Origin of the sequence: Adhaeribacter aquaticus DSM 16391, from assembly GCF_000473365.1 — a bacterium.
Classification (GTDB): Bacteria; Bacteroidota; Bacteroidia; order Cytophagales; family Hymenobacteraceae; genus Adhaeribacter; species Adhaeribacter aquaticus.
Map to the genome: position 1 here is coordinate 2,649,501 of NZ_KI421517.1, position 23,862 is coordinate 2,673,362.

The 23,862-nt window shown below is 39.3% G+C and carries 19 protein-coding genes; 5 read left to right on the top strand and 14 right to left on the bottom strand.

Translation table 11 applies throughout. The features are described 5' to 3' along the window. The first annotated feature begins 8 nt into the window (after positions 1-8). A complete protein-coding gene (locus ADHAQ_RS25700; RefSeq protein WP_051359922.1) occupies positions 9-740 on the top strand; it encodes a phosphatase PAP2 family protein in 732 nt (243 codons plus the stop codon). A 4-nt stretch (positions 741-744) separates the two neighbouring features. Continuing rightward, positions 745-2,262 carry an NAD(P)H-hydrate dehydratase gene (locus ADHAQ_RS0113770; RefSeq protein WP_026463431.1) on the top strand — a complete coding sequence of 506 codons (1,518 nt, stop codon included), beginning with the start codon at positions 745-747 and terminating at the stop codon, positions 2,260-2,262. Between the two features lie 30 nt (positions 2,263-2,292). On the opposite strand, the gene ADHAQ_RS0113775 is transcribed toward ADHAQ_RS0113770, so the two are convergent. The 12 genes from ADHAQ_RS0113775 to ADHAQ_RS0113835 form a co-directional block, all read right to left on the bottom strand. Further along, positions 2,293-3,039 carry a UbiA prenyltransferase family protein gene (locus ADHAQ_RS0113775; protein WP_157433418.1) on the bottom strand — a complete coding sequence of 249 codons (747 nt, stop codon included), beginning with the start codon at positions 3,037-3,039 and terminating at the stop codon, positions 2,293-2,295. A gap of 322 nt (positions 3,040-3,361) precedes the next feature. After that, complete coding sequence (locus tag ADHAQ_RS0113785) at positions 3,362-3,916, bottom strand: inorganic diphosphatase (RefSeq protein ID WP_026463433.1); 555 nt, start codon at positions 3,914-3,916, stop codon at positions 3,362-3,364. A 70-nt stretch (positions 3,917-3,986) separates the two neighbouring features. Further along, positions 3,987-5,645 carry an alkaline phosphatase PafA gene (gene pafA, locus ADHAQ_RS0113790; protein WP_026463434.1) on the bottom strand — a complete coding sequence of 553 codons (1,659 nt, stop codon included), beginning with the start codon at positions 5,643-5,645 and terminating at the stop codon, positions 3,987-3,989. A 204-nt stretch (positions 5,646-5,849) separates the two neighbouring features. Continuing rightward, on the bottom strand, positions 5,850-6,740 hold the full coding sequence (gene atpG / locus ADHAQ_RS0113795) for an ATP synthase F1 subunit gamma (RefSeq protein ID WP_026463435.1): 891 nt from the start codon (positions 6,738-6,740) through the stop codon (positions 5,850-5,852). A gap of 101 nt (positions 6,741-6,841) precedes the next feature. Continuing rightward, on the bottom strand, positions 6,842-8,419 hold the full coding sequence (gene atpA, locus ADHAQ_RS0113800) for a F0F1 ATP synthase subunit alpha (RefSeq protein WP_026463436.1): 1,578 nt from the start codon (positions 8,417-8,419) through the stop codon (positions 6,842-6,844). An 89-nt stretch (positions 8,420-8,508) separates the two neighbouring features. Then, a complete protein-coding gene (gene atpH, locus ADHAQ_RS0113805) occupies positions 8,509-9,066 on the bottom strand; it encodes an ATP synthase F1 subunit delta (RefSeq protein ID WP_026463437.1) in 558 nt (185 codons plus the stop codon). An 85-nt stretch (positions 9,067-9,151) separates the two neighbouring features. Then, the gene (locus ADHAQ_RS0113810; RefSeq protein WP_026463438.1) at positions 9,152-9,646 is read right to left on the bottom strand and encodes a F0F1 ATP synthase subunit B; all 495 of its coding nucleotides are present in this window, start codon (positions 9,644-9,646) and stop codon (positions 9,152-9,154) included. Positions 9,647-9,835: 189 nt separating this feature from the next. Then, positions 9,836-10,099 carry an ATP synthase F0 subunit C gene (gene atpE, locus ADHAQ_RS0113815; protein WP_026463439.1) on the bottom strand — a complete coding sequence of 88 codons (264 nt, stop codon included), beginning with the start codon at positions 10,097-10,099 and terminating at the stop codon, positions 9,836-9,838. 37 nt (positions 10,100-10,136) lie between these two features. After that, a complete protein-coding gene (atpB, locus tag ADHAQ_RS0113820; RefSeq protein ID WP_026463440.1) occupies positions 10,137-11,198 on the bottom strand; it encodes a F0F1 ATP synthase subunit A in 1,062 nt (353 codons plus the stop codon). A 38-nt stretch (positions 11,199-11,236) separates the two neighbouring features. Beyond that, positions 11,237-11,626 carry a hypothetical protein gene (locus tag ADHAQ_RS28340; RefSeq protein WP_026463441.1) on the bottom strand — a complete coding sequence of 130 codons (390 nt, stop codon included), beginning with the start codon at positions 11,624-11,626 and terminating at the stop codon, positions 11,237-11,239. A 67-nt stretch (positions 11,627-11,693) separates the two neighbouring features. Then, positions 11,694-11,927 carry an AtpZ/AtpI family protein gene (locus ADHAQ_RS0113830; RefSeq protein WP_026463442.1) on the bottom strand — a complete coding sequence of 78 codons (234 nt, stop codon included), beginning with the start codon at positions 11,925-11,927 and terminating at the stop codon, positions 11,694-11,696. A gap of 174 nt (positions 11,928-12,101) precedes the next feature. After that, entirely contained in the window at positions 12,102-13,367 is a 1,266-nt protein-coding gene (locus tag ADHAQ_RS0113835; RefSeq protein WP_026463443.1) for a hypothetical protein, read from the bottom strand. 362 nt (positions 13,368-13,729) lie between these two features. Here ADHAQ_RS0113835 and porW point away from each other — a divergent pair, with 362 nt between their 5' ends. The 3 genes from porW (at position 13,730) to uvrC (ending at position 21,025) form a co-directional block, all read left to right on the top strand. Continuing rightward, positions 13,730-16,711, top strand: a complete 2,982-nt coding sequence (porW, locus tag ADHAQ_RS0113840) for a type IX secretion system periplasmic lipoprotein PorW/SprE (RefSeq protein ID WP_026463444.1) — start codon at positions 13,730-13,732, stop codon at positions 16,709-16,711. 2 nt (positions 16,712-16,713) lie between these two features. Beyond that, the gene (locus ADHAQ_RS25705) at positions 16,714-19,023 is read left to right on the top strand and encodes a penicillin-binding protein 1A (RefSeq protein ID WP_034256818.1); all 2,310 of its coding nucleotides are present in this window, start codon (positions 16,714-16,716) and stop codon (positions 19,021-19,023) included. Positions 19,024-19,207: 184 nt separating this feature from the next. Next, positions 19,208-21,025 (top strand): excinuclease ABC subunit UvrC, encoded by a 1,818-nt coding sequence (gene uvrC, locus ADHAQ_RS25710; RefSeq protein ID WP_034256820.1) that lies wholly within the window; start codon positions 19,208-19,210, stop codon positions 21,023-21,025. A gap of 183 nt (positions 21,026-21,208) precedes the next feature. Here uvrC and porN read toward each other — a convergent pair whose 3' ends face one another. Then, on the bottom strand, positions 21,209-22,210 hold the full coding sequence (gene porN / locus ADHAQ_RS25715) for a type IX secretion system ring subunit PorN/GldN (protein WP_051359923.1): 1,002 nt from the start codon (positions 22,208-22,210) through the stop codon (positions 21,209-21,211). A gap of 7 nt (positions 22,211-22,217) precedes the next feature. Further along, positions 22,218-23,813, bottom strand: a complete 1,596-nt coding sequence (gene porM, locus ADHAQ_RS0113860) for a type IX secretion system motor protein PorM/GldM (RefSeq protein WP_026463445.1) — start codon at positions 23,811-23,813, stop codon at positions 22,218-22,220. Between the last annotated feature and the right edge of the window lie 49 nt (positions 23,814-23,862).

Consider the following 23,862-nt stretch of genomic DNA (forward strand, 5'->3'; position numbering starts at 1 on the left):
CCATAGTTATGATTATTCGGATTACCCTGTTTATTTTTCTTTTTGGTATTAATAATTCATTTGCTCAACAAACCGATTCTTTAAAACAAATTCCGCCGGAAGTAAAAAAGCATGCTTATGTAAAAGGAGCTATTCTTCCTGCCGCACTCGTAGGTTTGGGAATTTACACTGTCCGGGATAATGGATTTTATAGCAGTTACGATGCGAGTAAGGATGCCCGAAGGGAGTTTCCGAACTTCAGTACCAAAGCTGATGATTTTGTGTTTTTTATTCCGGCTTTGGGTTTATATGCTTTTGATTTATTTAGTTCTCAGAACCGACATCATATTGGTCGCCAAACCGGCTTATTGCTTAGTTCAGGTGCTTTAATGGGCGCCTTGGTTTATCCCTTAAAAGCCGTCACCAATGTTACGCGGCCCAATGGAGAAAATAACCGCGCCTTCCCTTCGGGGCATACCTCTTCTGCTTTTGTAATTGCTACGGTTATAGACAAAGAATTTAGGGCAAAGAGCCCCTGGATAAGTGCGGGAGCCTATGCCATAGCCAGTTCTACTGGTGTAATGCGGGTATTAAACAACGAGCATTGGATGTCAGACGTATTGGCTGGTGCCGGCATTGGCTTAATTTCCGTACATACCGTTTATTATATTCACGAGCATTATTTAAAAAATAAACGCATAGCTGTAGTACCCACCACCCTTTTTGGTGGGCAAGGATTAACTTTAATGGCCACCTTCTGACACTATGAAAATTTTAACCGCTCCCCAAATAAGAGAAGCTGATCAGCAAACCATTCAGGAAGAAAGAATAGCATCGGTAGATTTAATGGAGCGAGCGGCCAAAGCTTTTGTTAATTGGTTCGATAATAAATTTAAAGAAGAAGCTGCTCGTATTCTGGTTTGCTGCGGCCCCGGCAACAACGGAGGAGATGGCTTAGCCATTGCTCGCTTACTATTTCAAAAACATTATGCTGTCCAGGTCTGGATTGTTGCTCCTGAATCTGCACGCTTCTCCTCCGATTTTATTATAAACCAGGAGCGTTTACCGCAGGATATCCAGGTTTCGAATATTTCGGATTACAACCCGTTACCAGAGGTTCCGGCTGTAGACTTTATAATCGATGGATTATTTGGCACAGGCTTAAGCCGGCCTGTTACAGGTTTGTTTGCTGAGGTTATTTCGAGTATCAATAAAGCTTCTGCAACTAAAATAGCTATTGATACTCCCTCTGGCCTTTTTACGGAAGTACCTAACCAGCCAACAGATATTATTATACAAGCTGCTTATACCGTAAGTTTTGAATTACCTAAACTGACCTTTTTTCTACCCCAAAACTTTATTTATGTTGGTGAGTGGCAAACTGTACCTATTGGCCTTAGTACAAGCTATATAAAGCATGCCCTAACGGATAATTTTGTAATTTCAGGAAATCAGGTTGCTGGTTATATAAAACCGCGTACCAAATTTTCGCACAAAGGCACCTATGGGCATGCGTTATTAATGGCTGGAAGTTATGGCAAAATGGGAGCCGCTATATTGGCTTCACGGGCCTGTTTGCGCAGTGGCGTCGGCTTGCTTACCATCCAATGCCCAAAAACCGGCTACGCTATCCTACAAACAGCAGTTCCGGAAGCCATGACTCTACCCGACTCCAATAAAACCTGCTTAACTGAATTACCAGATATAGACAAGTACCAGGTAATTGGCATTGGGCCGGGATTAGATAAAAGAGCAGAAACAAAAGCAGTTGTTCGCCAGTTGCTGCATAAAGTGTCCTTCCCAATTGTACTAGATGCCGATGCCTTAAATATATTATCAGAAGAAAAAGAACTGTTACAACAACTGCCAGCTGCTTCTATTTTAACGCCCCACCCCAAAGAATTTGAACGGTTAGTGGGCAAAGCTGAGAACGATTATCAGCGGCTGGAACAGTTAAAAACTTTTTGCCAGCAATATAAGTGCTATGTTGTATTAAAGGGTGGCCATACCTGCATTGGTACACCAACCGGCGAGTTATACTTTAACTGTACCGGCAATCCGGGCATGGCAACCGGGGGCACCGGCGATGTACTTACCGGCATTATTACAGCTTTACTGGCTCAAAAATATTCTTCGCTGGAAGCCTGTTTGCTGGGAGTTTACATTCACGGATTGGCTGGCGATATAGCTAGTCAGGAGAAAGGCGAATTTGCTTTGGTTGCCTCCGATGTAATAGAATATTTAGGCAAAGCTTTTCTACAACTTCAGCCAGATAAAAAATAGGCCAGAAGCAAGCATTTAGTATACAATAACCTAAAAATTAGCGGCCATCCACAAAAAAAGAAATTGCAAAATCATAATGCCATCCGCTACCAAAGCATAAAAATAATCGCCCTTCTTTTCGGATGCCACTGCAATTACTAGTCCATAGATCATTCCGCATAGTAGTAATGCATATTGCTTCGGTCCTGTCTGATAAGCTATAACAATAAATATATAAAGCAATAAGATTAAAAATGATATTACTTTTGCCCATTTTATGCCGACCAGCCCAGGTAAAGTAAGCGTAGCAGTAGTTCTATCCCGCTCCACATCCCGGATATCAAAAATGATGGTAAGCGGTAGTAAGAAAAAAAATCGTTGCATAAATAATAGCCAGCCTTCCCTAGCCGATATAGGCCAATCTGCGGCTAATAGAGGTAACCACACCGTTACGCTGGCCCATACATAAGCAATCAGAAAAATTTTAAGCAAGGGAATATCCCGGAGAGGAATAACTTTTTTTCGGAGCGGAATAATTGGCAAAGAATAAAATAAAGAAATAAAACCCAGGTGAGCTAATAACCAAAAATGGGAAAGGCGGAAAGAAACATAAAATATAAGGAGTATAGCTATGCCTGCAATTATTACAAAAAATACCAGTTGCTTCCGGTGAGCTATTACCCAACGTTTCCGCTCCGAAACAAGAACCGGCTGGTGCAATTTAATAGGCGACAAGCTATCAAAATTGTATAAAAAAAAAGTAGCTAAAAATACCCACCCGCCCAGCTCCCACGGCATTGGGAAGTTTATCAGCAAACAGGTAGACCATACTAAAGAAAAAGCACAGAGGGCAATAAAAATGTTTCCAAAAAATAAATATGGCAACAGGTACTTATTCAATGTAGCGTTTTTAATTATTATAAAAATACTTTCCTTTTAATACGCGGTTTAACCTTTTTCTTAGCAAAAAATATTCAACTGCCTAAAACCAGGTTTTGAGTTGGTTATAAAAAAGTATGCCGGTTTTTATATTGCCACTAAAGCAGATATAAAAACCGGCATACTTATTTTATTTTCCTTTTTATCTTTCCATTTCAGAAGATGATTTCAGGAAATAATACTAGGCATTTTCTGCTTTGCGGAAAGTTTCGTTGTATAGTTCAATACTTCTGCGCACAATTTCATAAGCTTCTTCACGGCCTAAGAAATTTTCTACAATAACTTCTTTATTCTCTAATTTCTTGTAATCCTCAAAAAAACGACGAATTTCCAGTAAAGTATGAGGAGGCAATTCCGATATATCATTAACGTGATTTACGGACATATCATTAGCCGCTACCGCAATAATTTTATCATCTTCTTCATTGTTGTCAATCATTTGCATTACCCCAATTACTTTGGCATCTATAATACACATTGGATCTACATCAATAGAGCAAATTACCAGAATATCTAATGGATCTTGATCATCACAATAGGTTTGTGGAATAAATCCGTAATTAGCTGGGTAGTGAACTGCTGAAAATAACACACGGTCTAACCTTAATAAACCACTTTCTTTATCTAATTCATATTTGGCTTTAGAGCCTTTTGGAATTTCTATGATTCCAGTTACCACTGCCGGTGCATTCTCACCGTATGTCACACTGTGCCAAGGGTTGTTCTTTCTTGTCATGTATTTTGTATTTAACTTATATTCTTTACTTCTCATTCTGCCCAAATTACCTGGCCAGATTTTATTTAATTTATCTGTTTAATACTTCTTGTAGCGGCCTGCCAGTAGTACTGGTAGGTTCTGTTATATGCAGCCATTGAGCAATGGTAGGCGCAATATCTGTTATGCTAACTCTGGTAGAGGATGCCCCATTTTTTACTTGCCAGCCATACCATAGTAATGGCACGTGGGTATCATACGCATTACTGCTTCCATGGGTAGAACCTTTTGTTTCTTTTCCGGCATATCCTTCAAACCATCCGGGTAAAAGGGTTACTAATACGTCTCCTGATCGTAAACTTAAATATCCTTTTTGTAAGTAACTTTCTACTCCTGATTCCGGGCTACTCCCGGCAAGAGCAGTAGCGGGAGTGGTTTTTAATACACCTTCAAAATGCAGTAAGTAATCAGCCACTTTCTGCTGCATTTCCGCTAAATTAACTTTTTTGGCGGTAATAGTTTTATGGTTTAAATAAATTTGGCGGTTTATGAAAGTATGCACCCAATCTGCTTTCCCATATTTTATATTTAAGAATTGCTTTACGGAATCCTGGATCTCTGGTGAAGAAACGGTACCACCTGGCACCTTTATACTTTTAGCATAAGCTGGTACTGGGGCTCCGCCGTGGTCTGCAGAAAGAAATATTAGGTACTGGTTTTCTCCTACCTGCTTATCTAAAAAGTTAAGTACCTCCGCTATATCTTTATCTAACCGGATATAAGTATCTTCTGCTTCCACAGAATTAGGACCAAATTGGTGGCCTACATAATCGGTAGAAGAAAAACTCAAAGCTAAAAAATCGGTGTTACTCCCTTTACCTAAGTTCTCATTTTTGATAGCTTCTAAAGCAAAATCTTTGGTTAAGGTATTTCCGAACGGCGTAGACCGGATCAAATCCCAAGATTTACCACGTAATGCTGGTAAGTTATGGGGGAAAACTGGTCTTTTTTCACCGGCAAATGTTTTTTCAAACTCATTATCATCCGGCGTGCTTTCTGTATATTGCTCTATTGGCAGCAAGGTATTCCAAGGCTGGCTTAAATACTTATCTGCTAATTTACGATTGTTAAACTGTTGTACCCACGCGGGCAGCTCCTTCATATAATACGTACTGCTAATCCAACTTCCATTGGTTCCATCATACCAATAAGCAGCATTAGCCGCATGGCCGGCAGGTATTATGGAACCCCTGTCTTTGATACAAACACCAATTACTTTTGATTGCATATTGGTAGCCATCCGTAACTGATCCGTAATGGTGGTCGCCAATAAATTGGCCGGCGACATCTGCCCCCAAACTGAAGTACTACCCACACTTTGTACTGATTTATCCTCTGTACAATATATGTTTCTGCCGGTAGCCCGATTAAACCAATCATTTCCTACTATACCATGGCCAGCTGGTGTGGTACCTGTATATATAGAAGCGTGTCCGGGCCCAGTATAAGTTGGTTCGTAGTTGTAATGCGTATTTTCGTAACTAAAACCTTTCTGAAGCAGCCTCTTAAAGCCATCATTGCCGTATTTATTCCAATAACGATATAAGTAGTCGTACCGCATTTGGTCTACCACAATACCCACTACTAATTTAGGTCGTTCTAAAGTGTTTTTATTTTTCTGACCAAAAGTAGAAAGGCAAACAAAACCTAAAATTAAAGTAAGATAATTTTTTAACTGACGAATCTTCACTGGTTGTAGTTTTTAACTTCTAAATGCGGTAAAGATAATATTGTTAAGGTTCTTTCCTGTTAACTCCCCAGGCTTGGATTAAATAATAATATATTCTTAATAATGTAATCTCTTACCTCATACTCTTGAAGAAATATACCCTTTGGCATAAAGCAAAACGCTCCTGATGTAGGAGCGTTTTTGATATCGGATTATTTATCTTACTTACCGGCTCGATGCTAAGGCTTCCGCTCCACCTACAATTTCCAGAATTTCGGTAGTAATAGCTGCTTGACGAGAACGGTTGTACGTTAATTTTAAAGCCTTCAATAACTCTCCCGCATTTTCAGTTGCCTTATCCATGGCAGTCATTCGGGCGCCATGCTCAGAAGCATTAGATTCTAATACAGCTTTATATACCTGAATCTTTAAGGATTTGGGAATTAATTGCTGCACAATTTCTTCCCGGCTTGGTTCAAATATATAATCTAAAGTAGTAGTTGCCGCTTTATCTTCAGTCGCTTTGTCTTCGATTGGTAAAAACTGCTCCGTCCGAATTACTTGAGTAGCAACATTTTTAAACTCATTGTAAATAAGCTCTACCCGGTCATAATAACCATTCGTAAAACGGTCCATAGCATATTCTGCTGCCAACCGAACATTATCAAAAGAAAGGTTAGTAAATAGAGTAGTATAGTCACCAATTACTTTAAAACCTCTACGCTCCAATCCTTCGTAGCCTTTTTTACCGATAGTTAAAAATTCTACATTACCTGCCGCATGTTGGGCAGCATATTTATCATTAACTAAGGCAGTAGCAGCCTTGATTATATTAGTATTAAAAGCACCTGCTAAACCTCTGTCAGAAGTAATAGTAATTACTAAAATACGATTAGCATCCCGTTTTTGGCTGAAAACATTCGGCACAGAATCTTCCGATAACCGCGATAAATTGTTTAGGATACTGCTTAAGCGCTGTGCGTATGGACGCATTCTTATAATGTTATCCTGCGCACGTCTCAACTTTGCAGCAGAAACCATTTTCATGGCTTTGGTAACCTGTTGCGTGGAGTTTACCGAAACAATACGGTTACGTACTTCTTTTAAACTTGCCATCTATTTGCGTCTTACCTTAAGTTTACTAAACTCTTAAAGTTTAATTTATATGTATATAAAAGGCTCATTCCTTAGCAGAAATGAGCCTTTATTAATTATTACTATTTATAACGAGCAGAAAGATCTTTAGCTACTTGTTTGATAGCCTGAATTGCTGCATCTTCTAATTTACCAGCTTTTAATAAACCTAAAGCATTTGGATGAGAAGTACGCATGGTAGTTAAAAAGTCTTTTTCAAACGTTCTAACTTCATTTACTGGCACATCATCCAGCAAACCATTGGTACAGCAATAAATAATTGCCACCTGCTCCTCTACTGATACCGGAGAGAATTGAGGTTGCTTTAACACTTCTAAGTTACGACGACCACGCTCGATAGTCAGTTTAGTAGAAGCATCCAGGTCAGAACCAAATTTTGCAAACGCTTCCAATTCCCGGAATTGCGCCTGATCCAACTTAAGGGTACCAGCTACTTTCTTCATGGATTTAATCTGGGCGTTACCACCTACCCGCGATACCGAAATACCTACGTTGATAGCCGGACGGATACCAGAGTTAAATAAATTGGTTTCCAGGAATATCTGACCATCTGTAATAGAGATTACGTTTGTTGGGATATAAGCCGAAACGTCACCTGCCTGTGTTTCAATAATTGGAAGAGCGGTTAATGAACCTCCCCCTTTTACTAAAGGCTTAATCGATTCTGGTAAGTCGTTCATGTTACGAGCAATCTCATCAGAAGCATTAATTTTAGCAGCACGCTCTAATAAACGGGAGTGTAAATAGAATACATCACCAGGATAAGCTTCACGCCCTGGAGGACGACGAAGTAACAAAGACACTTCCCGGTAAGCAACCGCTTGTTTCGATAAATCATCATAAACTACTAATGCCGGACGTCCGGTATCCCGGAAGAACTCACCAATAGCAGCACCAGTAAACGGAGCAAAGAACTGCATTGGAGCCGGTTCAGATGCCGCCGCCGCTACAATTACTGTATAAGCCATAGCACCAGCCGCCTGTAGGGCATTTACTACCTGGGCAATGGTAGAAGCTTTTTGACCAACTGCTACATAAATACAGAATACAGGCTCGCCTCTTTCGTAGAATTCTTTTTGGTTAATAATAGTATCTATTGCAACTGCAGATTTACCAGTCTGGCGATCACCAATGATCAACTCCCGTTGGCCACGGCCAATTGGAATCATAGAGTCAATAGCTTTGATACCAGTTTGCATCGGCTCATTTACCGGCTGACGGAAGATTACACCTGGTGCTTTACGCTCCAAAGGCATATCATACAATTCACCAGCAATAGGGCCTTTACCATCAATTGGCTGACCTAATGTATTTACTACACGGCCAACAATACCTTCGCCAATTTTAACCGAGGCAATTTTATTTGTACGTTTTACCGTAGCACCTTCTTTTATTTCGCTGTAGTCACCTAACATTACGGCTCCTACGTTGTCTTCTTCTAGGTTAAGAACCAGCGCCTGCAATCCGTTCTCGAATTCAAGAAGCTCTCCAGACTGCGCTTTAGATAGGCCATAAATACGGGCAACCCCGTCACCTACTTGTAGCACGGTTCCTACTTCCTGTAGCTCGGCTTCTGTTCTGAAATCGGATAATTGTTCCCTTAATATTGCGGATACTTCATCAGGTCTTACTTCTGCCATGATTATATATTTATATTTTTTCTGTTTCTAATAATCAGGAGTTACCCCCTGCTTGTAAAAACTAACAGTTTTAACAGTTAGTTCTTTCCTTATAGCTTATTGATATAAGGATTTTCTTTAAACTTTTTCTTAAGGTTTCGCAGGTTTGTTTTAATAGAATCATCTACTTGCTTATCCCCTACTCTTAAAACAAAACCTCCAATTAAAGAAGGATCAACCTTCTCCTCTAACTGAATAGTCTTACCTGTTAATTGCGCAACTTTCTGACTTAACTGTGTTCTTAGTTCTGGTGTAAGGGGCACGGCCGTGGTAACGATAGCTTTTTCGATACCTTTAATTACGTTATACTGCCGAATGAACTCCGTAGCAACAGCATCTAAATGAGATTCCCGGTTCTTCTGAGCAATAATCTCAAAGAATTTTTGAGTTAATTCACTAACTTTCCCGGCAAATATTTTTTTAAGTACAGCTAGCTTTTTACTGTTATTAATAATCGGGTTAGTTAAAAACAGCTTAAAGTCACGGTTAGAAGTGGCGGTTTTATTAAACAATTGCATATCCTGATGCACCTGCTCCAGGATTCCTCTCTCCTGAGCCAGATCAATCAAAGACTTTGCATATCTGGAAGCAACTCTTATATCAGACATATATGGGTTTTTAGTTGTTAGTTATTAGCTATTAGTTCTGGTTGGTCCTAGTTATAAAACAAGGGCAACCACTAATTACTAACTACTAGTTTAAGTTTACTTCTTTAATATAATCGTTTACTAACGCTTGTTGCGCAGCCGAATCTTTTAATTCGTGCTTTAAAATACGTTCTGCAATTTCAATAGAAAGATTAGCTGCCAAATTTTTAACTTCTGTTAATGCTGCTTTTTTCTCATTAACGATAGCTTCCCGAGCATTTTCAATCATACGGGTTCCTTCTTCAGTAGCTCTTGTGCGGGCTTCTTCTAATAAGGCATTCCCAGCTTGTGATGCTTCCCGTAAAATACGGTCACGCTCGATGCGGGCTTCTTGTAATAATTTTTCATTATCAGCTTTCAATGCCTGCATTTCTAATTTAGCCTGATCGGCCATACGTAAAGCAGATTCAATGGAAGTTTCCCGCTCACGTAATGCATTTGTAATTGGTTTCCAGGCAAATTTAGAAAGCAAAAACAATACAATCAGAAAGGTAACGGTCTGCCAGAAAATAAGTCCTATACCGGGTGTTACTAAATCCATGTTCTTAAAAATTGAGTTTTATATAGTTCCGGCTATTTAAACAGCCTTTTATTTGTTTTTCTTAACCTCTATAACCTTTATTGTTTAGCTGTTAATTAAAATAGAATTGCAGCTTTAGAACAATAATTTTCAACAGTCCGCGCTCAAAGGCATTCCCTAAGAGCCGGACTGATGAAAATTCAGGCTTAATTAGCCATTAAAAGATATCAGAAGACATACTACCACACCAAACAGAGCAACACCTTCAATAAGGGCTGCAGCGATAATCATCGCAGTTTGAATACGAGCAGCAGCTTCTGGCTGACGTGCGATAGATTCCATGGCTGAACCACCGATTCTACCAATACCTAATCCAGCACCAAGAGCAACTAAACCAGCACCTAAACCGGCACCTAAGATAGCTAAACCAGTACCCAGGCTTAAGCCTGCTTGAAGCAACAACGCTAACAACATAGTTATAGAATTATAGAGTTAAAAAATAAAAAAATCCTTAGTGATGTGCACCATCGCCGTGTCCCATATCATCGGCATGATCGTGCTCTTCTACTGCCCCGCCAAAATACATAGCAGTAAGCAGGGTAAATACATATGCTTGTAGCAAAGCCACAAATAATTCCAAAAAGTTCATAAATACAGCAAATGCCACACTTACCGGACCTACTGCAACACTTTGAAATATAAAAATCAGGGAAAATAAACTCAGAATAATAATGTGACCGGCCGTAATGTTAGCAAATAACCGGACCATTAATGAGAACGGTTTGGTTAAAATACCTACCAACTCAATTGGAATCATGATTGGCAATAAAGCAACCGGTACACCTGGCGTTTTAAAAATGTGCCCCCAATAGCTCTTGTTTCCGCTAAACACAGTAATAATTAAAGTAAACAAGGCCAGAATCAGGGTAACTGAAATATTACCTGTCAAGTTAGCACCACCAGGCATTAAGCCCAATAGGTTGTTAAACCAGATAAAAAAGAAGATGGTTAATAAATAAGGCAGGTACCGCTGATATTTAGGTCCAATGTTTGGTTTGGCAATATCATCCCGTATAAAAATTATGATTGGCTCAAAGAAAGACTGAATACCTCTTGGCGCACTGCCCGCGTTCTTTTTATAACGACCGGCAATTGTAAAGAAAACACCCAGTAATAACGCAACACTGATAAAAAGAGAAGCTACGTTTTTAGTGATTGAAAAATCTAAAGGTCCCACGTGGTGCTCTTCTCCTTTTTCGTTTTTCTCCACAACCGGCTCACCTTCTTCATTGGCATAATAAATATGATTATGCTCCATCACATAACCTTTGTAAGGTTTTGGATTGTGGTGCTCATCTAAAAAATTAGAAGAAGAGAAAATATCTAACCCATTTTTACCGTATACTATAACAGGCAATGGTAATGTGGCGCCATGCGCAAATTCCCAGCTATGCTCATCACCAATGTGATGCATGATCATGTCGCCGGGGTTGAACTCACCACCTTCAGCTGGTTCTGCGGCGAAAGCAGAAATGGAGCACAAACTAAAAAGTAATAAAAATAACTTCTTCATTAAGAGACTTTTATAAAGGGAAATTTGCATTTTATTCCTCATTCCGACACCTGATTTTTTGAAAATCGGCGCAAGTTACTCAATATGCAATAGATTTCAAAACCAGTGTAAATAAAATAAATTACAAAGAAGTTCATAGCGAACTGTACTTTGTTACCGGAAGCGAAAAAAACATAGATAAAAATAACCCCTATGGACATTAAAACGCGGAAAACAGATGATCCGAAGTAATAAAGCTGGAAATTTTCTTCATCGTTTTTAGCGCCCATTTGCACTAAATAAAATGTAAAAAGAGTGATAAGTACAAAGAAACCTAGAATGTACCAGATAAAAGGATGTACTAAAGTATAGCCGGTAAAGTGAACAAAAATACCTATTCCTATGGCTACAAAAAGTGATAAGGCAATTAGGCTATATAAGAACCGCATTAATTAAGAATTATGTACTAAGGCCGACAAAAACAAAAAGACAGAATAAATTTTTCGTTTGGTATTTTTATTTTTGTGTAACAGATTTAATAACCATATACATAGAAGCTAAAACACCCGCTAACATAAGGCCAATGGTGTACCAGGGATTTTTATTCTGAAAATATTCATCCAGCTTCATTCCCGCATAGGCTGCTAAAATCAGGGTTGCAATCATCTGAAATCCTAAACCAGAATACTTCAGATAAGGCTTAAGCTGATCTTGCTTAGATGTATTCCTTTCAGATTCATCCGTTTTCATTTGCCAAAATTACATGTTTTACTAGATATCTAACGCAGTTATTTTACAAGAAGCCGATTTTTCTGCTTTTAATTGAATTTATTCAGGTAATACCCCTTTAACCAGCTCATTAAAGTAGCGGATAATGTATTAATTTATTAAAATTATGGAATACGAATTCCTAGTTAAAATTTTTTAGGTCTTAAGTTTCTTCTTTTTAGCGGCAGGAAAAAGAATGTTGTTCAGAATTAAGCGATATCCGGGTGAGTTGGGGTGAAGGGAAAGATCGGTAGGATCCTCTTCCGGTAAATGCAAATAATCTTCCGGGTCATGGCCTCCATAAAAAGTCCAGGTGCCTTTCCCAATGGTACCATTCATGTACCGTACTTCATTAGCCGATTTTGTTTCGGCCATGATATTTACTTCATTTTTTATCTGGTCTTTCTTAAAAGCAGTGGTTTGCCCCATAAAACCTTTTATTGTTTTTTCGTGGTTTTGCGTGAGCATGGTTGGTATCGGATCGTACTTAGCCGAAAAAGTAAACAGCTGAAAAAAATCATTTCCTTCGTACAGGTTTCGCTCCCATCTCTGGTTATCTATGCTGGAGAACTCGCCGTTATATGGGCTTTGAGTAAGAAAAAAATTATGGAAGGCAAAGGTTTTACTGTAGTTTAACTTTTGTTGTGCCTGCGGATCTACGCCATCCCCATCAAATACGGCATCTACAATATCTACACCATCAGCCGCCAAAGCAATATCGTAGGTATCGGTAGCAGAGCACATAGCAAACATAAATCCGCCGCCGGCCACAAATTCTTGTATTCGTTTTACCACTCCTAATTTCATTTGTGGCACTTTATTGTAACCGTACTTTTTTGCTAATCCTTCCGATTCTTTCTTCTGCTCCTGAAACCAATTCTGGTTCCGATACTGCCTTAACGATTTGCCATACTGCCCGGTAAAATCTTCGTGGTGCAGGTGCAGCCAATCGTATTTTAGTAATTTTTGCTCCAGCACTTCCTCGTCGTATAAAACATCATACGGTATTTCGGCATAAGTCAAAACCAAGGTAACAGCATCGTCCCAGGGTTGTTTTATTTTAGGAGAGTAAATAGCAATTTTGGGCACCTTTTCCAGCTTCATTACATCCATATTGGCATCCGGACTATTTATTTGGGTAATGATACTGGCATATTGAGCATCAGATAGTACAGAATAAGTTATTCCGCGTACCCGCAGCTCATTCTCAAATTTTGGTGCGTGTTTAAAAGCAAAAGATCCGCCATGGTAATTAAGGAGCCAATCTACTTCCTGCTGGTTTTGCAAAACCCAAAAAGCCAATCCGTAGGATTTCAGGTGATCTTTCTGCGTATTATCCATCGGGATTAATATCTGGGTTGCAGCAGCTTTTGAGCCTAATAAAGTAATAAAAGCAAAGAGGAGTAGAAGTCGGTTGCTCATAACAGAAATACTTTAAGGCATTAAACAAATATACAGAAATGCGGAGTTATTCGGCAACTAGAAACAACAATAAACTAACTTATTATTAGACCTTTATAACGACAAAAAGAAAGGTTAGGGTATACATTTTATGCCTAAATTCAGAAAGGCCATCCAGCTGATTAATTCCAGGAAATCTAAAATATCCCGGGTCCGTAATTAGTTTTGCTAAACTTTAATCTCCTATTTTTACAAATTAATAGTTCCCTGATTTACAGACTTGAAAGCTACAAGCCTGTTCGGGAAATATTTTAGCTTTAGAATCGTTAGAACTATAATTAAGAATTTTGGCTTTAGTGAAAAGCAACCGTGTTCAAATCGTCTTGAATAAACTTTATTTATATATTTCTCTCCTATGCCTGGGCGCTATTTGGCTGGTTGGCTGTTCTGCTGAACGCCACAATCCGATCAGCAAAATTTACCAGAATACTGCCGCCCATTACAACGGTTTCTTTTTAGGCCATGAGCGGCTAAAGGCACTGGAAGCAGGGGTAGCTGCCAAAGCCCTTCCGGACTATAACCACCTATTGCCAATTTTTCCGGTTATAGACTCTGTAGCTGCCGCCGGCATGAAAAAAGAATTAGAAGAAATTCAGAAGAAGGCTTCTTATCCGCTATACAAACACCCCTCCAGCGACTGGACTGATGACAGCTATCTTTTAATTGGCAAGACCCGGTACTATGGCCTGGAATATGATGAAGCCATCAAAACCTTTAAATACATTAACAGCACAAGTAAAAGCGAGGTAACCCGCCACGAGGCCCTCCTCTGGCTTATGCGCTGCTTTGTAAACACCCATGATCTGGAAAGTGCAAAAGCGGTTTCTGATGTAATGAAAAAAGAGTTTCTAAGTAAAGAAAATGCCACGTTGCTTTTTTTAACCCGGGCTCAGTATTACTTACTCCGCAAGGATAATAAGTTGGCTATTGAAAACTTAAAATTAGCCTTGCCCCTCATTGAAAAGAAAGACGAAGAACTGCGTATTCGGTTTATACTAGCCCAGCTTTATCAGGAAAATAATCAGGATAAATTAGCCTATCAGCAATTTAATAGCATTACGCGCAGAAATCCACCTTACGAATTAGGCTTTCAAAGTAAATTACGTTTAGGACAAGTAACTGAAATTAACAGTACTTCAGAAAGTGAAAAAATTGTTAAATCTTTCCGGAAGCTTTTAAAAGACACTAAAAACCGGGAATACCTGGACAAGATTTATTATGAAATGGCTCGTTTTGAGCTAAAGCAAAATAAGCCGGCCGAAGCACTCAAATACTTAAACCATTCGGTTAGAGTACCCTCTAAAAATACCGCCCAAAAAGGATATTCTTATTTATTAGCCGGTAAAATACACTACGATAACATGCAAAAATACCGGGAGGCGCAGCAATATTACGACAGCGCAGTTCAGGTACTGCCTCCTAATGCACCAGAATATACCGCTGCTGTGGAACGTCGCGATATTTTAAATGAATTTGCATCTCATTATACGGTAGTAGAACGGGAGGATAGCTTACAAACACTAGCTAAACTGGATAAAAGCAGTTTGGATGCCCGAATAGATGTTATTATTAAAAAAGCTGAGGAACAAAGAATTGCAGATGCAAAACGAGCAACCGATGCTGCTGCCAGAGCGGCAAACGGTCAGGGCGCTAATAATTTGGGAACCAGTTTTGCCAACGCTAATAACCCAATAGATAATGCAGCTGGCAATAATAGCACAAATGGCTTGTGGTATTTTGATAACCCACTTACTGTTGCAAGTGCAAGAGCAGAATTTACGCGCCGCTGGGGAAATCGCCGGTTACAAGACAATTGGCGGACCACCAACCAAACAGCTGAAGACCCACAACAAACTTTAGCTACAAACACCAATAACAATCAACCCGTTGATAGCGAAAATGCCGCTGCCGCTACTGATGCTTTACGAGTGGCCTTGCTGCGGGATATTCCAACTACGCCAGAACAACGGATTACTTCGGATAAAAGAATTGAAGATGGATTGTTTAACCTGGCAGCTATTTACCGAGATAAGTTAAAAGAACCCGTTCGCGCTATTGAAACTTACGAAAAATTATTGGCACGTTTTCCGAAAACTAAACATGCTGCTGAGCTATATTATGCTTTGTTCCTGCTTTATAAAGACAACAAAGACGCTAAACAAAATACTTATGCGGCCTTAGTAAAGCAACAATTCCCAGGTAGCCGTTATGCGAAGTTAATTGATCAGCCAGATTATCTGGCCAAGGTTTCAGCAGGAAACGCGGAGGTAAAAGTTTTATATGAAAAAGCTTTTACGCTTTATGAAAAAAAACAATACAAAGCGGCTTCCGATATGTTAATCTCTATTCAGGAAAGGTACCCGGATTCTGACCTTAGAGATAAAGTTGCCTTTCTTAATGTATTAATTACGGCTCAAACCGAACAACCTCCCATTTTTAAATTAGTACTGCAGCAGTTTATTAGTAAATACCCGGAGAGCGCATTAGCTGATAAAGCAAAAGCTTATTTGTCTTCTTTTGCTTTATATGAAACCGGGAAATTATCAGAGACTGAGTTTGATAAAACACATCCGCAAAAAACTATAGCTGTAAACAATGTTTTACCTGCACGTACTTCCGCCACGCCAAGGGCAGAGGCACCAACCACAGCGGAAACTGTTATTAAAGAACCACAGCAACCCTTGCCAGCAGAAGTTCCTCAAAGAATTTCTCAAACCCTACCACCGGCTGCAATACCGGCCCAAACAGCCCAAAATACCGAACCTGCTGCGCAGCAACCGGTACCAGAGCAAAATACCGTACCAGCAGTAGCCAAGGCTCCGTCCGTAGCTAACACGCCTGTACCACCCGTTAATAATCCTGTTCCTGCAAATACGGCGAATGCTGCTCCGGAAACGTTGCCAATACCTGTTACCCCAGCACCAACAGAACCTGCAAAACCAAAATTTACACTGAATATGCAGGCGCCTCATTTGGTACTGGTTGCTTACCCTAAAGGCAATCCGGCTTTTACTGGAATACTGGAAAAGATACAGACTTACAACAGCAATTATAATGCAGCCGACCAATTAAATATTGAGATAGGCAGTTTAAATAACGCGCAGGACCTGATTGTTGTAAAAGAATTTATTAGTGGCCAGCGCGCAAAAGCGTACGCTATCAAACAAAGATCACCACAATCGCCATTAAGTAAGATAAGAGGTATAGAATTTGTTACCTTTGTAATCTCATCCGAAAATTTACCTGTTCTCTTACAAGAGGGAAAACTGGATGATTACCTGTTATTCTATAAAACTAATTATTGATAATGCCATCTTCTGCTCGCTCAGATAAATATTCGAAAATTGTTTCGGCTATTTGGATTACTTTTTTTGCCGGTTTAGTAGGGTTTGCCTTATTTGTTTTTGCTGTTAGTGCCAACTTCCTTGATTTATTTGGCGAACTCCCGGATTTTAAAACGTTGGAAGACCCTAAAAGTGAATTGGCTTCTGAAATGTACTCAGAAGATGGTGCACTAATGGGTAAATATTTTAAAGAAAACCGAACCCCCGTTGAATACAAAGATTTACCCCAAAGTTTAATTGATGGTTTGATAGCAACCGAAGATGTACGCTTTGAGGAACATTCAGGTATTGACTTTAAAGGATTAATGTCAGTAGGGTATTACACGCTTACCGGACGTAACCGGGGGGCCAGTACCTTAACCCAACAGGTTGCCAAAAACCTATTCCGGACCCGTGCCGAAACCAGTCGCGATGGTTTGCTTACTGGCATTCCGGGTTTACGCATGCTTATTATCAAAACCAAAGAATGGATTATTGCTATTCGGTTAGAAAGAGCTTATACTAAGAAGGAAATTTTGGTAATGTACTTGAATACCGTTGAATTCGGCAGCAATGCTTACGGTATTGCGTCAGCATCCAAAACATTTTTTAATAAAAAACCTAAGGATCTGGCTTTAGAAGAAGCCGCTTTACTCGTTGGTGTGGTAAATAGACCTACCAGCTTTAGCCCAGTTTCTAACCCAGCCCGTTCTAAAAACCGTCGTAATTGGGTGCTGTCGCAGATGCGCAAGTATGACTTTATTGAAGACGAAGCCTATAATCAAGCTATTGCACAGGAAATAAAACTAAACTTCCGGATAGAGAATCAGAATAATGGTATTGCTCCTTATCTCCGGGCAGAAGCTGGTAAGTGGTTATTAAAATGGTCGCGTGAAAACGGACATAACTTGTACTCTGATGGTTTAAAAATATATACCACCATCGACTCTAAAATGCAGCAATATGCAGAAGAAGCGGTGCAAGACCATATGAAACGGATGCAAAAGCTCTTTTTTGATTACTGGAAGGGCCGCAAACCGTGGACGGATGAAAAGGGGCAAATTATTAAAGGTTTTTTAGAAAATGCTATCAAGCGTACTGATCGGTATATTAGTCTAAACAACCGGTTTGAGGGAAATCAGGACTCGATTAAGTACTACTTGAATAAAAAAATACCCATGAAGGTATTTACCTGGGATGGGTCCGGCGAAAAAGATGTTGTTTTCAGTCCTATGGATTCACTGGCTTATTACAAATACTTTTTACATACTGGATTTGTAGCAGTAAATCCCTTAAATGGCCGGATTAAAGCTTGGGTAGGCGGCACTAATTATAAATACTTTAAATACGATCATGTCAAGCAAGGAAGAAGGCAGCCAGGTTCTACTTTTAAACCGGTGGTTTATACCGCTGCTATTGACAACGGTTATTCGCCTTGTTACGAGGTAATGGATGTGCCGGTAACTTTTCCTGCCGAATTAGGGCGGCCGGCCTATACTCCTAAAAATGATGATGGCAAATTCTCCGGACAGAAATACACCTTAAGACGGGCTATTGCCGAATCCAAGAACTCTGTAACGGCTTTTCTGGTACAAAAACTTACCCCGCAGGTAATTGTAGATTATGCCAAAAATTTAGGTTTAGTTTCTAATATAGAACCGGTACCCGCTGTGGGTTTTGGCTCCAGTGATGTTTCTGTATTAGAACTTGCCGGCGCTTATGGGACTTTCGTTAACGATGGTGTCTGGACTGAACCTAATTTTATAACCCGGATTGAAGACAAAAATGGCAATGTCCTTTATGAAAATGTTCCAAAATCCAGGGAAGTATTAAATGAAGAAACAGCTTATTTAATGATTCACATGCTTCAGGGCCCGGTAGACATTAAGGGTGGTACTGCTTATTACGGATTAAGACACCGGTACAACCTTAAAAATGAGATTGCTGGTAAAACTGGTACTACTTCCAACTATTCCGATGCTTGGTTTATGGGGGTTACCCCTGATTTAGTATGTGGTGTATGGGTAGGCGGAGAAGATAGAAGTATTCACTTCCGAAGTGCCAATTACGGCCAGGGAAATAAGCTGGCAATGCCTATCTATGGAATATTTATGAACAAAGTTTACGCTGATAAAAGCTTAAGTGTATCCAAAGCACCATTCCCAAAACCTGAAAAACCTTTATCCGTGGAAATAGATTGTAGTAGATACAACAACAGTGTTCTTCATGATACTATTCCTCAGGATCAGATATTACGTATACCTGCCAAGCCTGAAATTGACGAAGAAATATAGAAAGCTACTTTCTTATTTTATAACTAATTAGAACAATTTGCACCCTGCTAGCCATCTTTTATACGGGGAGCAAATTGTTCAAGTATTTTGTATTCTGTTTTAATTATTTCGTTAGCTTTTACCTCCCGTACAACAATTGTTAAAACATTATCCGTATAACTCCAACTGACCACTTACTTTATCTATGGCTGCCAACGAGCATCTAAAACAAATTATAAGCCATCTGCCCCACAAGCCGGGCGTATATAAGTTTTACGATGACCACCAGATTATTTATGTAGGAAAAGCCGTAGATATCAGGAAAAGGGTTAGTAGCTATTTTAACAAATCTAATCAACACAATAAAAAAACCTTAAAACTCATTTCCAACATCCGGAACATTGAGTTTACTATTGTTGATTCGGAATCTGATGCTTTTTTATTAGAAAACAATCTTATTAAACAGCATCAACCTAAATATAATATCCTGCTGAAAGACGGCAAGACCTACCCTTTTATATGCATAACAAATGAGCGGTTTCCCAGGGTAATTAGCACACGGAACAAAATCAACGATGGATCTAAATATTTTGGCCCCTACGCCAGTATTACGGCCATGAATGTGTTGATGGAAATGATTCGGACGCTTTATCCCTTACGTACCTGTACATATAATCTTTCTCAGGAGAATATAACCCGAGGTAAATATAAAGTATGTTTAGAGTACCATATTGGCAATTGTAAGGGACCCTGCGAAGATTTGATCGATGAAGAATCATACAATTACCATATTCAGCAAATACGCAGCATTTTGTCTGGTAATTTAGGAACAGCCAAAAATTATTTTAAGGAAAAAATGATGGAGGCCGCCCAAGAAATGCAATTTGAATTAGCGCATAATTACAAACAGAAGCTGGATATACTGGAAGACTTTCAGACAAAATCAACAGTAGTAAGTAATACTCTTACTAATATTGATGTTTTTACCATTACAACTAATGAGAAATGCGCCTTCATTAATTATTTAAAAGTTATGAATGGCGCCATTATCCAGACGCAATCACTTGAAATACAGAAGAAGTTGGATGAAAGTGATGAAGATATTTTAGCTTCCGTTATTGTTCAACTTCGGCAGGAATTTGAAAGTGAATCTAAAGAGGTTTTAGTAAATATTGAGTTAAACTTACCCATGGATGGTTTAACGGTAAACCTACCCCAAATTGGTGATAAACGGAAACTTCTTAATTTGTCTTTAAAAAATGCGCTTTACCTCCGCAAAGAGAAAGAGAGCATGAATGAAAAAGCAAAGGATACGAATGAGGTGCGCGTGATGGAAACCCTAAAGAAAGATTTACGGTTGATGGAATTACCTAAACACATAGAATGCTTTGATAACTCCAACTTTCAAGGCGATAACCCAGTAGCCTCTATGGTTTGCTTCCGGAACGCCAAACCTTCTAAAAAGGATTACCGCCACTTTAACATTAAAACTGTAGTTGGGCCAGATGACTTTGCTTCTATGTATGAAATAGTAACACGTCGCTACCGGCGGCTGCTAGACGAAGGAGCTCCTTTACCACAATTGGTAGTTATTGATGGCGGTAAAGGACAATTAGGAATGGCCGTTAAAGCTTTAAAAGATTTAGGAATATATGGCAAAATGGCCATAGTTGGTATTGCTAAACGGTTAGAAGAAATATTTTACCCAGGCGATAACCTGCCTCTTTACATCGATAAGAAATCAGAATCTTTAAAACTTATTCAACGCATTCGGAATGAAGCTCACCGGTTTGCCATTACTTTTCACAGGAGCAAACGTGATGCCGGAACGCTAAAGACCGAAATAACTGAAATAAAAGGGTTAGGTAAAGTAACTGCCGAAAAGCTTTTGGCTAAATTTAAATCTGTAAAAAAAATCAAAGAACTGAGTGAAGTCGAATTAGTTGCAGAAATAGGAAAAAGTAAAACTAAAGTTCTGTTGGATTATTTTCAGGCAGCATCCAATAATCATGCTTCTGATTAACAATTTATCAATTTAGCTTTTTTGTTACTTATCTTTTATTGCTAAACTTTTACTTGATCTCTTAACAACTCCTTTGCCTTTGAGGCAAACGGCAGTATCATAATGAGAAGAAAATATCTGATTATTAAATAGAAAAGGCCTGCAAAATTTGCAGGCCTTTTTTATTTTCAAATACAATTCTTATTAATAACTCCACAAACTATTTTCAAACTCTATCATATCTTCCATAGCCTGCTGAGCAGCCAGGATAGCTTGTTTGGAACCACCGTGGATAGCTTTCAAGTCATCATCAGTAGCATTAGAAACTTTTTTAATGTATGATCCAAATAATCGCAAATCAAAAGCATCCGCTAAGTTTTTATGTTGCGCATCATTCTGCAGGTTATACCAAATGGCATCCTGTGGATGATCCCGGAACACTTTCACTAAGTCTTTATAAGCAAAGGCTCCAATCACATCATCAAAACCAGTTACAGCATTAGGAACCTTTAGCGTAACCGCATGAATATCGTAATACATCCGAGAACGCTTTTTATCAAAAATGACATCCTCTTTTATTTCCAATTTTTTGATATCTCTTGGGCTGTATTCTATCGGGCCAGATGCAGCATAATTAGTTGCTTCCGGAGCTACGTACCGTGCCCCTTGCTGCCGTCTTTTTGCGGCTTCAATAGCGGCTAATTGCCTCTCTGCTTCCGCTCTTGCCTGTCGATCTTCTTCTGTTTCAACTATCTCTTCACCTGGCTTCACCAATACTTTCTGGTATTCAGATAAAGTCATTTGCTTTTTAAGAGAGTCATCTTTATAAACCGGAAGTTCTCCCCGTTTAACCGCGTCCAGAATAATTTTAGTTATCTCGTGGTTTTGAGAAAAAAGCGGTCTATTTTGTTTTTCACGTAAATCTACTACCCGCCAAACCGTACGTCTGTACATCTGGTCAGTTTCTGGTATAGGCCGGACAGATGGAGAACCACTTGAAGCTGTGGTTGGTGTCACCGGAGCTTGCTGATTTGGCTGATTCATACCGCCACCCGCATTTACACCCTGTCTTGCAGACCCCGCCGGTGTTTGAGGCGTGGCTACATTTTGCGGTGCAGTTTGCTTTCTTGTAGTACCCTGTCCAAAAGACTGAACAGAAATGCCCACAGCTAATAATATACCTAAATAAACTCTGTTCATTTTCATTTTACTATTAATTCAAGGTAATAACTGTTGGTTTAGCCGCACCTGGAATCTCTTCGATATCGTTTTTATAATTTAAACGCACCACCTCTCTTACCTGTACTACTAATTTATCACCAGGTCTTGCTCTTGACATAAGGGAGGAGATGTTAGCACTTCCTCCTCTTATTGGCATTTCAGCTAATTTATCAGTACCTCTACCTAAAATAACCGTAGCTTCAGTAGCTTGGTAACGGGCATCTTCTTTAAACTTGCTAGCGAAGTCTTCGTCAGGCACCACATTGATGCTAATCTGGCGAGGAGAGCTCGCTGGCATACCTCTTAAAGGATCCACTGGTCTACCATTTACTAATACGATTACATCTGGTTTAGGTGGCTTACGCACATCAAAAGTTTGTGAACCAATTTTAGCACCACCACTGGTTACATTTAAAGTTACCTTATTAGCAGTTGGATTTATTAAAACTTCGCCTTTCTTAGCACCCTTAGCAAATCCTGCGCCAGAACCAGAAAAAATCGGATCATATAAAGCACCTAAAGCCGGCACCTGCACATTTAAGCGGTTACCACATTTAAAGTATAATGCATTTACAGAAGCTGACTGAATTTGCATTTCAGGTTCTACTACAAAATATTTCTGAGTAAATGAAATACTGGTATCCTGACCATTATTGGTTAAAGTAATGGTTCCTTTCCAAGATTTTTCAATTAACCCATCTTTGTTTTTAGGACCACCGCCTGCCGCAGTAAACTCTACAACACCTCTACCATTCTGTACTCTAACCGGACCAGCAGTAGAAGACATTTTTGGGCTTAAATTACTTGAAAAAGCTGTTAAGAACATTTCTGCACGGTATTTAGTACCAGCGGCCACAGTATTTGACTCGGCTGTTGCTGTACCAAATATTTTATCAAACTTAATTTGGTCAGCACCAACTTTACCAGCTAATGAAGTTAAGATATCAGATTCATACTTCAATATTTCTGATTCTTTTTGTGCCAGCACAGCTAAACCTGCTACTAACGGGGTACTTTCAAAGTTTAAATGTGCAAAATCCTTAGAGCGTTGATCCGGATCTCTTTTTGCAGTTGGATCCTCAGAGCCACCTACCGCTAATTTCGCCGGCACGTTTGGATTATATTGGCGTAAAAAGGCTGCATACTCATTTAGTCTTTTCTCTAACTCATATGCTTTACCATTTTTGTTAGGACCACCAATCATAGTCCGGGCAACAGCTTCTTCTTCGTTAGGAGCTTTGTATTTTGCCCCTTCCTCTCCAGGACCACCAGCATTTGTTACTAACAAATCCCGTAAGCCATTCATATAAGAAATCAACTCCGCCGTTTTGCTTCTAACAGCATCTGCGTCTTTTATTACTAAAACATCTTTTGGGCGGCTACCTGCTTTGGCAACGGCTTGCTGAATGCCTTTTACAGTATTGGTATTATCACCTACCGTTTTATTATTTACAGTCATTAAACTCTCGTCTAAGTACTGAAATTTAAGAATGATTGCTGAGCTTACCTGAAGTGCTAGAAGAGCGGTTAGTACCAAGTACATCATCCCGATCATCTTCTGCCTTACGGTTTCTTTTCCTCCAGCCATATATTTTTTAAAAAATTAGGTATAAAACAAGATTGATTAAACTTTATGC